This window comes from [Clostridium] colinum (genome assembly GCF_940677205.1).
Classification (GTDB): Bacteria; Bacillota; Clostridia; order Lachnospirales; family CAG-274; genus Tyzzerella; species Tyzzerella colina.
Genome location: NZ_OW712331.1, coordinates 664,539 through 677,117 on the forward strand (window position 1 = coordinate 664,539; position 12,579 = coordinate 677,117).

Genomic DNA, 12,579 nt, shown 5'->3' on the forward strand with positions numbered 1-12,579 from the left:
TACCTTTTTTATGTTATTATAAAGTAGATAATATAGCTTTACATTTACCAGCTATAGTATAATTTCCATAGCTTGCAGGGATAAAAATAGATTCACCTTTTTTTATGTTTAAACTATCTTTTCCAGATATAATACAATTACCATCTAAAATAGTAATACAATGGAAAGAGGTTTCATCACAGTTTAAATTAACTTGTGTTTTAATATCTAATAAATCTACATTGAAATATTCACAGGTAGAAAGATTACCTTTTTTATAGCCATCAAATTCATTTAAAGTGTATTGTTTTTTTGGATTTTCAACACTTTCTAATTTAGTTACATCTAGTGCTTTATCAATATGAAGCTCTCTAGCTTTGCCGTCTGCTCCAATACGTCCAAAATCATATATTCTATAAGTTACATTAGAGCGTTGTTGTATTTCTGCAATAACTATTCCCTTACCAATAGCGTGCATTGTGCCTGGAGTAATGAAAAAAACATCACCAGCTTTTACATTTACTTCATTAACTAAGTTTTCTAAAGTATTTTCTTCTATTGCCTTTTTAAATTCTTCTTTACTAATATTATTTTTAAATCCATAAATTAGCTTAGCATCAGGCTCGGCTTCTATAATATACCACATTTCAGTTTTACCAAAGTCATTTTCATTTTTTAAAGCATAATCATTATCAGGATGTACTTGTATTGACAAGGCATCTTTTGCATCAATAAATTTGATTAAAATAGGTATATCTTTATCTAAAGGACATTTATTACCTAATACTTTTTTTCTATATGTTTCTATATAAGAAAGAAGAGTTTGACCTTTATATTCTCCACTGCCAATTATTGTAAGACCATCTTTATGTGTAGAAAGCTCCCAGCTTTCTGCCACTTTATCCAAATCACAATTTTTGTCATACATTGTTTTTAACTTTGTACCACCCCAAAGATAATCCTTAAAACTTGGTTGTAATTTAAACATTAATAATCACCTCTATAAATATTTTATATTTTAATTATAAATTAGTTAAAATAAGGTGTAAATATAAAAATTTATAATATAGTGAAATAATTATAGAATATTGATATAAATTTATTTATTTGCTACAATAATATTTAAATATTATATATTATAAGTCCAAATTTGGAGGAAAATAAATGCAATCATATTTAGAAATAATTAAAAAAGAGCTAAAAGGACAAGAAATTTTAGGAAGAATATCCGCTCAGTATAGAGATATATATAAAGTTATAGTTAATGATAATGAAATACTTGCAAAAGTATCTGGAAAATTTATTTATAATAGTTATAGTAAAGAAGATTATCCAGTAGTTGGAGATTATGTTTTATTAGATAGAGATAATGACACTAAAGGAAATGCTATAATCGAAAAAATATTTGAAAGAAAAACAGTATTTAAAAGGAAAGATATTAATAACGGGCAAAATGAAATATTAGCATCTAATATAGATTATATATTTGTCTGTATGGCTTTAAATAATGATTTTAATTTAAGAAGGCTTGAAAGGTATATTACAGTATGTTATGAAAGTGGAGCGACGCCAGTTGTTATATTAACAAAGTCAGACTTATGTGATGATATAGAAAGTAAAGTATTTGAAGTAGAAAATATTGCAATAGGTATAGATATTCTAGTAGTATCTAATCTAGATAAATCATGTATAAAAGATATTTTTAATTATTTAAAATGTGGTATTACAGGGTGCTTTGTAGGGTCTTCTGGTGTAGGTAAATCTACATTAATTAATAATTTATTAGGAGAAGTTAAATTAGAAACTAATGGTATTAGAAATGATGATAAAGGGCGACATACTACTACAAGAAGAGAAATGTTTACATTAAAAAATGGAAGTATTGTTATAGATACACCAGGTATGAGAGAATTGTCTGTAGATTCTGAAAATATTGATAAAACTTTTTTAGATATATCTGAATTAGAAAAATTATGTAAATTTTCTGATTGTACACATACTAATGAACCTAAATGTGCAATAAGAGAGGCACTAGAAAATGGAACTTTATGCTATAAAAGATATAATAATTATTTAAAATTAAAAGAAGAAAGTAAATATATAAACCTTAATTTTAAAGAAATAGAAAAAGAAAAGATTAAGAAAATGTTTGGAAGTAAATCCGAATATAAAAATGCTATAAGACATATAAAAAATAAAAGATAATTTTTTATTTTTTATATAAAATTTAATATTTAAATTACCCCCAATTATTTAATTATAATTGGGGGTAAAATGTTATCAGACTGTAGACTAAATATTTTAGCAGTAGTTTTTTTATTTTTTAGCTTGTTCTAATGCTTGGTCAATTGCTTTAACTAATATATTAGTAGTCATAGATGTATCTACAGAGCTTACTATATCTGTGCTTTGATTTTCTATTATTTGAGCAGATATATCATCAATAGAACGTTCAAACAAAGGGTAAAAAACTTCCTGTGTTTCACCCATATTAACAAGATTAATATCTAAAATTTCATTTTTTGATACAGTAACCTCAACAGACACAGGATTACTATGTAGAATTATTTCAGAAGAATATGTACCAGGGTTGTATGCCGTGCTATTATCTTTAGGAATGAAAAAATAGATAATAACGCCTAAAATAATAATACCTACAATAGTTAATAAAGCTTTTTTTATTACATCTCTAAGTTTTACAACAACTATTTTTGTACTCAAAAAAATACCTCCTTAAAAAATAATATATTTATATTTTTATTACAATAATTGAAAAAATATGTTAAAATAATAATAATTAATATAAAAATGAATAGGGTGAAAATATGAAACTTAAATATATTTTTGGCAAAGCTGGTAGCGGAAAGCTAGAGCATTGTATTAATGAAATATTAATAAGACAAGAAGAAAAATATTTACCATCTATACTCCTTGTTCCAGAACAGTTTACTTTACAAGCCGAAAAAAGTTATAGATAAATCTAAAACAAAAGTTTTATTTAATACATATGTTTTAAATTTTAAAAGACTTGCTTATCGTGTTTTTTCTGAGCTTGGATTATCAAATAAAAAGCCATTAGAAGATATAGGACAAGCTATGGTTTTAAGAAAAATATTATATAAATTAGGTAAAGATGAAAAACTTAAATATTTTTCTGAAAAATCTTATTCTAACATAGGGTTATTAGAAAAAATAGGCGATATTATAAAAGAATTTTTTGAATTTGGTGTTGATATAGAAAATTTAGATTATATAATAAAAAATATAGATATAGAAACAAATGAAAATTTAGCTTTAAAACTTAATGATTTAAAAGAAATATACACTCTATATAAAGATTTTATAAAAAATGAATATATAACAGATGAAGGAATATTAGATATTTTAGCAGAAAAAATAGATAAATCTAATCTTATAACAAAAGATACTCAAGTTTTTATTTATGGGTTTGAATCTTTAAATAACCAAGAAATAAATATTATATATAAATTGTTTGAAAAGTGTGAACAAATAAATATTTATTTTACATTAAACACAAATGAAACATATTTTAGCAATATAAATCCTTTTGATTATTATTTTTATATTAAAAGCACTATAAATAGAATAAATGATAAAGTAGTAAATAAGTTAGGTGTAAAAGTTGAAAAAACTATATATTTAAACGAAAATAAAAGACACAAAGATAATGAAGAATTATATTTTTTAGAAGAAAACTTTTTGAAATATAATAATAAAAAATTTGAAAATAATGTGGAAAATATAAATATATGTTGTTGTAAAAATAAATATACAGAAACAGAAAAGGTATGTAGTATAATTTTAGATTTAGTAAAAAGTAAAGGATATAACTTTAAAGATATAGCAGTAGTTTTGGGTGATTTATCTTATCAAAAAAATATAAAAATGATTTTTAATAAGTATAAAATACCTTACTTTTTAGATGATAAAAAGAAAATAATAAATCATTGTTTGGTAGAATTAATAATGTCTGCATTAGATATTATTATATATAATTTTCAGTATGAAAGTATATTTAGATATTTAAGAACAGGTATATTAGACATATTAGAAACTTACGATATAACTAAAGAAGATATTGATATAATAGAAAATTACGTAATAAAATATGGTATAAAAGGGGATAAATGGAAAAAAGAATTTAAATACGGATTTTATGAAAATAGCATTTATACCTATGATAGAATAAATAATATTAGACAAAATATTTTAAAAAGCTTACATAAATTAGATTTAAAAAAGAATAAAAAATATACATCATTACAAATAAGCAGAACAATATTAGATTTTATGGTTGATATAAATATAGAAGAAGCTATTATTGCTATAATGGAAAGAGATAAAGAATTATTTAGTAAAGGTATTATAAAAAATGTAGGTATTGTAGATGAGCATATGCAAGTTTTTAATGGTATATGTGAAATATTACAAAAATTTGTTGATATATTAGGCGAAGAAAAAATGACAATAGATGAATATAGCAAAATATTAAAGTCTGCCTTTGAAAAACAAACAATAAGTATAATACCACCAACTCAAGACCAAGTTTTGATAGGGGATTTTAATAGAACAAAAATAACAGATAATAAAATTTTAATAGCTATGGGTATAAATGAAGGAAATATACCCCAATATAAAGATGAATCTCCTTTTATATCCGATAATGAAAAAGTATATCTTTTATCTAAAGGGGTGGAAATGAGAGCTACTACTATATCTAGCATGTCAACAGATATGCTAAATATATATTCTTTAATTCTAAAGCCTAAAAATAAGCTATATTTAACATATTCTCTTAGTACGTTAGAAGGAGCTACTAAAAAGCCTTCTATAATAATTGAAAAAATTAAAGGTATTTTTCCAAATTTAAAAGAAGATATAGAAGATAATAATATTGATTTAATATCTTGTCCAGAGGTAATATTTGATAATGTTTTTAAAAGTTTTAATTATACAAATAATTTAGATGATAATGTAAAAGATATATTTACGTGGTTTTTAAATGATAATAATTTTTTAGAAAAAATAGAACATATAAAAGATGGTTTATTAAAAATAGAAACTAATACAGATGATTATATAAATAAAGAACTTTTAGATAAAGTTTATGAAAATAATACAATTTTTTCTAGTGTATCAAAATTAGAAGAGTTTAAAAAGTGTCCTTTTTCTTATTTTTTAAAGTATATACTTAATATAAAAGAAAGAGATACTAATATTTTAGACTATTTAAAACTTGGTAATATATACCATATTATATTAGAAGAATTTTCTAATAAAATTTTAAAAGATAATGTTAATATTGAAAGTGTTACAGAACAAGAAGTATATCTATTAATTGATACTATTGTAGATAATATTTGTAAAGATGAAGATTTGACAAGTATGTTTGAGGCTTCTGCTAAATATAAATATTATCTTAGTAGAATAAAAAAAATAGTAGGGATATCTGCTAATGCTATTATAAATCAAATAAAAGAAGGATTATTTATACCACAATATTTTGAAATAAATTTTGATAATATAAATAAAAATAGTAATATTTATAATAGTATAAAAATAGGGCTAAAAAATAATTATGAAATGATATTAAAAGGTAAAATAGACCGTGTTGATAAACTTTTTATTGAAGATAAAGAGTATATAAAAATATTAGATTATAAATCTTCAAATAAAAAGCTTAGTGTTGATAAAGTTTATTATGGTTTACAATTACAAATATTAATGTATTTAGATACATTTATAAAAATAGAAGAAAGTATGCTAAATAAAGACATATTACCAGCAGGTGCTTTTTATTTTCAAGTTAAGGAAGATTTATTAGAAGATAATGAAAGTGAAGAAAAGTTTAAAAGCAAATTTGATTTAAAAGGTATTGTTGCTAAAGATGAAAATGTTATAAAAGGATTTAATAAAAATGAAGATAGCAAAAAAATTAAAAATGTATCATCTAGCGAGACTATATCTATGGGAGAATTTAAAGATTTATTGTTATTATCTAATATAGTAACTAAAGAAATTGGTAATGATATAGTAACAGGTAATATAAAGGTATATCCTTATAAATATAAAAAAGATACAGGTTGTGAAAATTGTAATTATAAAGAAATTTGCAATTTTGAAATATTAAATAAAAAGGAAAAATATAATAATTTAAAATCTATTAAAGACGAAGAGTTGTGGCAAAAGATAAAAGAAAAAATAGAAGAAAATCAAAATTAAGAGGTACTTATATGAATATAAAAATGATAGGTATAGACCATACTAAAGCACCACTAGAATATAGAGAAAAAGTAGCTTTTAGTAAAACAAGAGCAGTTGATTTTTTGGAAATATTAAAAAAAGATAATAATATTTTAGGTGGTGTTTTAATATCTACTTGTAATAGGACAGAAATATGGATAAGCTACAAAAATACTTTAAAAAATAATATAGACGATATTTTATGCAAATTTAAGAATATAGACATATATGAGTATAAAAAATATTTTGTTTATAGAGAAGATAAAGAGGCAGTAGAGCATCTTTTTATGGTTACATCAGGGCTTAAATCTAAAATACTAGGGGAAGAACAAATTATTACCCAAGTAAAAAATGCTGTAGAACTATCACGAGATATTAATTTTTTAGATACTACTTTAAATATTTTATTTAGAAATGCTATAACGGCTAGTAAAAAAATTAAAACACAAGTAAAATTTAGAAAAGGTTCATTTTCAATTATAGACAGTGCTATAAAAAGATTAGAAAATATTAATATAGATATAAAAAATAAAAATTGCTTAGTAATAGGTAATGGAGAAATGGGAAGGCTAGCTAGTGAAACATTTATAAAAAATGGAGCTAACGTTACAATGACTCTTAGGCAACATCATAAGGGAGATGTAATTATTCCTGTTGGTGTAGAAATAATAAATTTTTTGGACAGAGTTGAGGCTTTGCCAAATTTTGATATAGTTGTATCAACAACTTCTACTAATCGATATATGTTGCCATATGAAGAAGTATCTAAAGTAAAATTAAAAGAAAAAGTAGTATTTATAGACTTAGCTGTACCTAGAGATATTGATGAAAGAATATTTAATATTAAAGGTACTATTGGATTTAATATAGATGATTTTGAAATAGAAGAAAGTGAAATACAAGATATTGATAAAAATGTACAAAAAGCAAAAGTTATTTTAAATGAATATATAGAAAATTTTTATAAATGGTATTTTAATAAAGATTTGATAAATATTGTTTTTGATATAAGTCAAAAAGTATCAGATGATACAATTTTTCGTATTAATAAATTAGTAGATGATAACACTAAAAATATTGTTGAAAAAGCATCAAAAAAATCGGTAGAGAAATTAATATTTTGCTTAAGAGACAATATGGATACAAAAGATTTTAAAAACATTATAAATATATTAGAAAAAAACTATTTAAACGAGGATATATAATGGATAACAATTTTTCATACTTCCCACTTTTTGTTAATTTACAAAATAAAAATATAGTTATATTTGGGGCAGGCAAAATAGCTTTAAGACGTGTTATGTCATTAATAAATTCAGGTTGTAAAATAACTATTGTAGCACCAAATATATTAGAAGAATTTTATAAAATAGATTATGAAAATTTAATTATTATAAAAGATAGTTATGATATAAAATATATAGAAAATTCTTTTATAGTTTTAGCTATTACAAATGATAAAAGTGTAAATAATAAAATATATTTAGACTGTAAAGAAAATAATATAATAGTAAATGTAGCTAGCGATAAAGATAAATGTGATTTTTTCTTTCCAGGGGTTATATATAAAGAAGACTATACTATTGGGATTTGTGGAAATGGTAAAAATCATAGTTTAGTAAAAAATATAGTAAGTAGGATAAAAAGTTTTTTAACTTAAAAAGGAGTAATTAGTTTGAAAGTAAGAATAGGAAGTAGAGAAAGCAAGCTAGCCGTAGAACAATCTAACATAGTTATACGACAGTTAAAAGAAAAATATGAAAATATAGATATAGAGCTTATAACTATGAAAACAACAGGGGACATTATTTTAGATAAAACTTTAGATAAAATAGGAGGAAAAGGCTTATTTATAAAAGAATTAGACAGGGCTTTAATTTCATATAAAACAGATATTTCTGTACATAGTTTAAAAGATATGCCTATGGATATAGATGAAAATTTACCTATTGTAGCATATTTAAAAAGAGAAAAACCAACAGATGTTTTAATATTACCTAAAGGTGTTGATACCCTAGATATTAAAAAGCCAATAGGCACAAGTAGTAAAAGACGTATTTTCCAGTTAGAAAAAATATATAAAGGATATAGCTTTAAGCCAGTGCGTGGAAATATTTTAACAAGGCTTGAAAAATTAGACAATGGTGAATATTCGGCACTTATTTTAGCTTATGCAGGTATAAAAAGGTTAGGGCTTGAAGATAGAATATGTAAAATATTTAATGTTGATGAAATATTACCTGCTTGTTGTCAAGGTATAATAGCTATACAAGGTAAAAAAGGACAAGATTATTCATATTTAAAAGTTTTAAATGATAAAAATACAGAATATGAGGCAAAATGTGAACGTGCTTTTGTTAGAGAGTTAAACGGTGGTTGTAGCTTACCTATATCTGCTTTTGCAAATATAGAAAATGATAAAATTATATTAAAAGGGTTTTATGCAGATGAAAATAACTACATAAAAGAAGAAATAACAGGGAATGTAGAAGAATATGAAAAGATAGGTATAAATTTAGCTCGAAAATTTAAGGAGATAATAAAATGAAAAAAGGAAAAGTTTGGCTTGTAGGAGCTGGTCCTTCAGATTTTGAATTGTTAACAATAAAAGGCAAAAAAATTATAGAAAAAGCAGATGTTATACTTTATGATAGGTTAGTATCTCATAGTATAATAAGCCTTGCTAATGATAATGCGTTAACTATAGATGTAGGAAAATGCTCTAATAATCACACTATGCCACAAGAAGAAATAAATAAGTTATTATTAAAATATGCTTTGGAAGGAAAACAGGTTGTAAGATTAAAAGGTGGAGACCCATTTTTATTTGGCAGAGGAGGAGAAGAGCTAGAGCTTTTGGTAGAAAATGATATAGACTTTGAAGTAGTAAATGGAATAACTTCTGCAATATCCGTGCCAGCTTATAATGGAATACCCGTTACCCATAGAGATTTTGTAAGTTCACTACATATCATAACAGGACATACAAAAGACAATAGCTCTAATATAGATTTTAAATCTCTTGTAAAATTAAATGGAACACTTGTTTTTTTAATGGGGGTATCATCTCTAAAAATAATATGTGATGGACTTATAGATGCTGGTATGGATAAAAATATGCCAGTATGTATTTTAGAAAAAGGAACTACTGCAAACCAAAGAAATATAAAAGCAACTCTTAGTACGATTTATGAAAAATCTATAAAAGAAAAAGCCAAAACACCAGCTATAATAATAGTAGGAAAAGTTTGTAGTCTATCTGAAAAATTTGATTGGAAAAATAGATTACCATTATCAAAAACAAGAGTTTTAGTTACAAGGCCTAAAGATATAAATTTTACATTTTGTGATATGCTTAGAAATAATGGAGCAGAAGTTATAGATTTGCCTACTATAAAAACAGTACCTATACAAAATAAAGATATAGAAGAAACTTTTAATAGCCTAGATTATAATTATATAGTTTTTACAAGTCCTAAAGGTGTGGAGCAATTTTTTTATAATATGAAATTATATAAAAAAGATATAAGGTGTTTGTTTAATAAAAAAATAGCAGTTGTAGGTAAGGCTACAAAAAAAGCAGTAGAAGAAAAAGGCTTATTTATTGATATTATGCCTCAAAATTATTCTGGAAAAGACTTAGGATATGAATTATTAAAATATGTAAATGATAACGATAAAATACTTATAGCTAGAGCAAAAGAAGGTAATGTAGATATTTTAAATGTATTAAATAGCAAAAATATAATAGTAAAAGATTTAGGAATATATGAAACTAAATATGAAAAAGCCAAATTTGTTAACTTTGAATTTAATTATGATGATATAGTAACATTTACTAGTGCATCAACAGTAATAGGATTTGTTAATTCTGTTGCAGATTTTAACTTAGATTATACAAAAATTAAAGCAATATGTATAGGTAAACAGACGGAAGAAGAGGCTAAAAAGTATAACTTTAAAACATATGTGTCTAACCAACCAACGCTTGATAGCTTATTAGAAAAAGTAATAGAATTAGCTAAAAAGGAGATTTAAAAATGAATAGAGCTAGAAGGCTTAGATTAACAGAAAACATAAGAGATATGGTATGTGAAACTAAAATAAACAAATCTTCTTTAATATATCCTATATTTGTTCAAGAAGGGAATAATATAAAAGAAGAAATAAAATCTATGCCCAACCAATATAGGTATAGTGTAGATAAGATAAATTTTGAAATAGAAAATCTTTTAAAATTAGGTATAAAAAATATTATATTATTTGGCATACCAGAAAAAAAAGATTTTTTAGGAACAGAAGCATATAAAGATAATGGAATTATACAAAAATCTTTAAAAGAAATAAAGAAAAATTTTAAAGATATGACGTGTATAACAGATGTATGTATGTGTGAATATACAACACACGGACATTGCGGTATATTAGATAAAAATAACATTGTAGATAATGATGAAACTATAAAAATATTAGGTAAAATAGCTACAAGTCATGTTGAGGCTGGTGCAGATATAGTTGCACCTTCTGATATGATGGATGGAAGAATAAAAGAAATAAGAAGAGCTTTAGATGAAAAAGGCTTTATAAATACACCTATTATAAGTTATGCAGTAAAATATGCATCTGCTTTTTATGGTCCTTTTAGAGAAGCGGCAGATTCTGCTCCAAGTTTTGGAGATAGAAAAACATATCAAATGGATTATAGAAATAGAAAAGAAGCATTAAAAGAAGCTTTTTATGATATAGAAGAGGGCGCAGATATAATAATGGTTAAACCAGCCCTTAGTTATTTAGATATTATAAGAGATATAAAAAATAATATTAATTTGCCAGTTTGTGCTTATAGTGTTAGTGGGGAATATTCTATGATAAAAATGGCAGGTGAAAAAGGTATAATAGATGAAGAAAAGCTAATTATAGAAACAACAACTAGTATGTATAGAGCCGGTACAGATATTTTAATAACATATTTTGCTAAAGAGCTTTCAAAATTTATAGATGAAGGAAGGATATAGTATGAATATTTTTGATATAGCAAATAAATATATACCAGGAGGTGTAAATAGCCCTGTTAGAGCTTTTAAATCTGTAGGATTAGAGCCAATTTTTATAGATAGGGCAGATAAGGCTTATTTATATGATATAAATGAAAAAGAATATATAGATTATGTTTGTTCGTGGGGGCCGTTAATATTAGGACATAACAATGATGAAATAAGAAAAAATGTTATAAAAGCTTGTGAAAAGGGTCTTAGTTATGGAGCGGCTACAAAACTAGAAGTAGAAATAGCACAATTTATCTGTGAAAATATTAAGCATATAGAAAAAATTAGAATGGTTAATTCGGGAACAGAAGCCGTTATGAGTGCTATAAGGCTCGCTAGAGGATACACTGGAAAAGAAAAAGTAATAAAATTTGATGGTTGTTATCATGGACATAGTGATTCTATGTTAATACAAGCAGGGTCTGGGCTTATGACAGAAGGAACGCCAGATAGTAGTGGTGTTACAAAAAACTGTGCAATAGATACAATAAGTATACCTTATAATAATTTAGATATTTTAGAAGAAGTGTTTAAAAAACAACATAATAATATAGCTTGTGTTATATTAGAGCCAATATCGGCTAATATGGGTGTTGTTTTGCCTAATGATAAGTTTTTAAAAGGTGTAAGAGAATTATGCGATACATATAAAAGTGTTTTAATATTTGATGAAGTTATAACAGGATTTAGGCTTGGTTTTGGTGGAGCAACAGAATATTTTAATATAATACCAGATTTAGTAACATATGGAAAAATAATAGGAGCGGGTATGCCTGTTGGAGCTTATGGTGGTAAAAAAGAAATAATGGATATGATAGCTCCTAGCGGGCCAGTTTATCAAGCAGGAACACTAAGTGGTAATCCTATAGCTATGACGGCTGGTTTAACTCAACTTAAAATATTAAAAGAAAATAAAAATATTTATGAAAATATAAATAGTATGAGTAAATATTTATTTGAAAATATTAAAAGCATTATAGATAGAAATAACATGGATTGTATCGTAAATTATGTAGGGTCTTTGGGCAATATATTTTTTACAAAAGAAAGAGTATTTGATTATGAATCGGCTAAAAAATCAGACACAAAAAAATATGCAAAATATTTTAAACAAATGATTGATAGAGGTGTATATATAGCACCATCTCAGTTTGAAGCTATGTTTATATGTAATGAGCATAATAAAAATATTATAGATAAGACATTAAATATTATAGAAGATAGTATTAAAAACATATAAAAAATTACTCTAAAATATTTTGTCTTCAATTTTAGCCTTTTATTAAATTGT

The 12,579-nt window shown here is 24.3% G+C and carries 10 protein-coding genes and 1 pseudogene; 9 read left to right on the forward strand and 2 right to left on the reverse strand.

What is annotated here, in order from left to right; all coding sequences use genetic code 11:
* Positions 1-16 precede the first annotated feature (16 nt).
* Positions 17-967, reverse strand: a complete 951-nt coding sequence (locus tag NBW53_RS03205; protein WP_250278645.1) for a type I phosphomannose isomerase catalytic subunit — start codon at positions 965-967, stop codon at positions 17-19.
* A 176-nt stretch (positions 968-1,143) separates the two neighbouring features.
* Between NBW53_RS03205 and rsgA the strand changes: the two genes are divergently transcribed.
* The gene (gene rsgA, locus NBW53_RS03210; protein WP_250278646.1) at positions 1,144-2,184 is read left to right on the forward strand and encodes a ribosome small subunit-dependent GTPase A; all 1,041 of its coding nucleotides are present in this window, start codon (positions 1,144-1,146) and stop codon (positions 2,182-2,184) included.
* 111 nt (positions 2,185-2,295) lie between these two features.
* Here rsgA and NBW53_RS03215 read toward each other — a convergent pair whose 3' ends face one another.
* Complete coding sequence (locus tag NBW53_RS03215) at positions 2,296-2,700, reverse strand: FMN-binding protein (RefSeq protein ID WP_250278647.1); 405 nt, start codon at positions 2,698-2,700, stop codon at positions 2,296-2,298.
* Positions 2,701-2,804: 104 nt separating this feature from the next.
* Here NBW53_RS03215 and NBW53_RS10160 point away from each other — a divergent pair.
* The 8 genes and pseudogenes from NBW53_RS10160 to hemL all read left to right on the forward strand — a co-directional run.
* Positions 2,805-3,630 (forward strand): annotated as a pseudogene (locus NBW53_RS10160) (PD-(D/E)XK nuclease family protein); the annotation flags it as partial.
* Between the two features lie 1,104 nt (positions 3,631-4,734).
* Entirely contained in the window at positions 4,735-6,222 is a 1,488-nt protein-coding gene (locus NBW53_RS10165) for a PD-(D/E)XK nuclease family protein (RefSeq protein ID WP_408647048.1), read from the forward strand.
* Between the two features lie 11 nt (positions 6,223-6,233).
* On the forward strand, positions 6,234-7,448 hold the full coding sequence (gene hemA / locus NBW53_RS03230; RefSeq protein ID WP_250278649.1) for a glutamyl-tRNA reductase: 1,215 nt from the start codon (positions 6,234-6,236) through the stop codon (positions 7,446-7,448).
* Positions 7,448-7,903, forward strand: coding sequence for a precorrin-2 dehydrogenase/sirohydrochlorin ferrochelatase family protein (locus tag NBW53_RS03235; RefSeq protein WP_250278650.1), 456 nt, complete (start codon positions 7,448-7,450; stop codon positions 7,901-7,903). The genes hemA and NBW53_RS03235 overlap by 1 nt, the downstream gene beginning before the upstream one ends.
* 15 nt (positions 7,904-7,918) lie before the next feature.
* Complete coding sequence (gene hemC, locus NBW53_RS03240; RefSeq protein WP_250278660.1) at positions 7,919-8,791, forward strand: hydroxymethylbilane synthase; 873 nt, start codon at positions 7,919-7,921, stop codon at positions 8,789-8,791.
* Positions 8,788-10,281 carry a uroporphyrinogen-III C-methyltransferase gene (cobA, locus tag NBW53_RS03245; RefSeq protein WP_250278651.1) on the forward strand — a complete coding sequence of 498 codons (1,494 nt, stop codon included), beginning with the start codon at positions 8,788-8,790 and terminating at the stop codon, positions 10,279-10,281. Before hemC ends, cobA begins: the two co-directional genes overlap by 4 nt.
* Before the next feature lie 2 nt (positions 10,282-10,283).
* Positions 10,284-11,258, forward strand: coding sequence for a porphobilinogen synthase (hemB, locus tag NBW53_RS03250; RefSeq protein WP_250278661.1), 975 nt, complete (start codon positions 10,284-10,286; stop codon positions 11,256-11,258).
* A gap of 1 nt (position 11,259) precedes the next feature.
* Positions 11,260-12,528, forward strand: a complete 1,269-nt coding sequence (hemL, locus tag NBW53_RS03255) for a glutamate-1-semialdehyde 2,1-aminomutase (protein WP_250278653.1) — start codon at positions 11,260-11,262, stop codon at positions 12,526-12,528.
* Positions 12,529-12,579: the final 51 nt, after the last annotated feature.

What these genes read in the sequence shown, in the direction of transcription:
- NBW53_RS03205 (WP_250278645.1), bottom strand. Translation starts at nt 967, where the DNA reads ATGTTTAAATTACAACCAAGTTTTAAGGATTATCTTTGGGGTGGTACA.
- rsgA (WP_250278646.1), top strand. Translation starts at nt 1,144, where the DNA reads ATGCAATCATATTTAGAAATAATTAAAAAAGAGCTAAAAGGACAAGAA.
- NBW53_RS10165 (WP_408647048.1), top strand. Translation starts at nt 4,735, where the DNA reads ATGCTAAATATATATTCTTTAATTCTAAAGCCTAAAAATAAGCTATAT.
- hemA (WP_250278649.1), top strand. Translation starts at nt 6,234, where the DNA reads ATGAATATAAAAATGATAGGTATAGACCATACTAAAGCACCACTAGAA.
- NBW53_RS03235 (WP_250278650.1), top strand. Translation starts at nt 7,448, where the DNA reads ATGGATAACAATTTTTCATACTTCCCACTTTTTGTTAATTTACAAAAT.
- cobA (WP_250278651.1), top strand. Translation starts at nt 8,788, where the DNA reads ATGAAAAAAGGAAAAGTTTGGCTTGTAGGAGCTGGTCCTTCAGATTTT.
- hemB (WP_250278661.1), top strand. Translation starts at nt 10,284, where the DNA reads ATGAATAGAGCTAGAAGGCTTAGATTAACAGAAAACATAAGAGATATG.
- hemL (WP_250278653.1), top strand. Translation starts at nt 11,260, where the DNA reads ATGAATATTTTTGATATAGCAAATAAATATATACCAGGAGGTGTAAAT.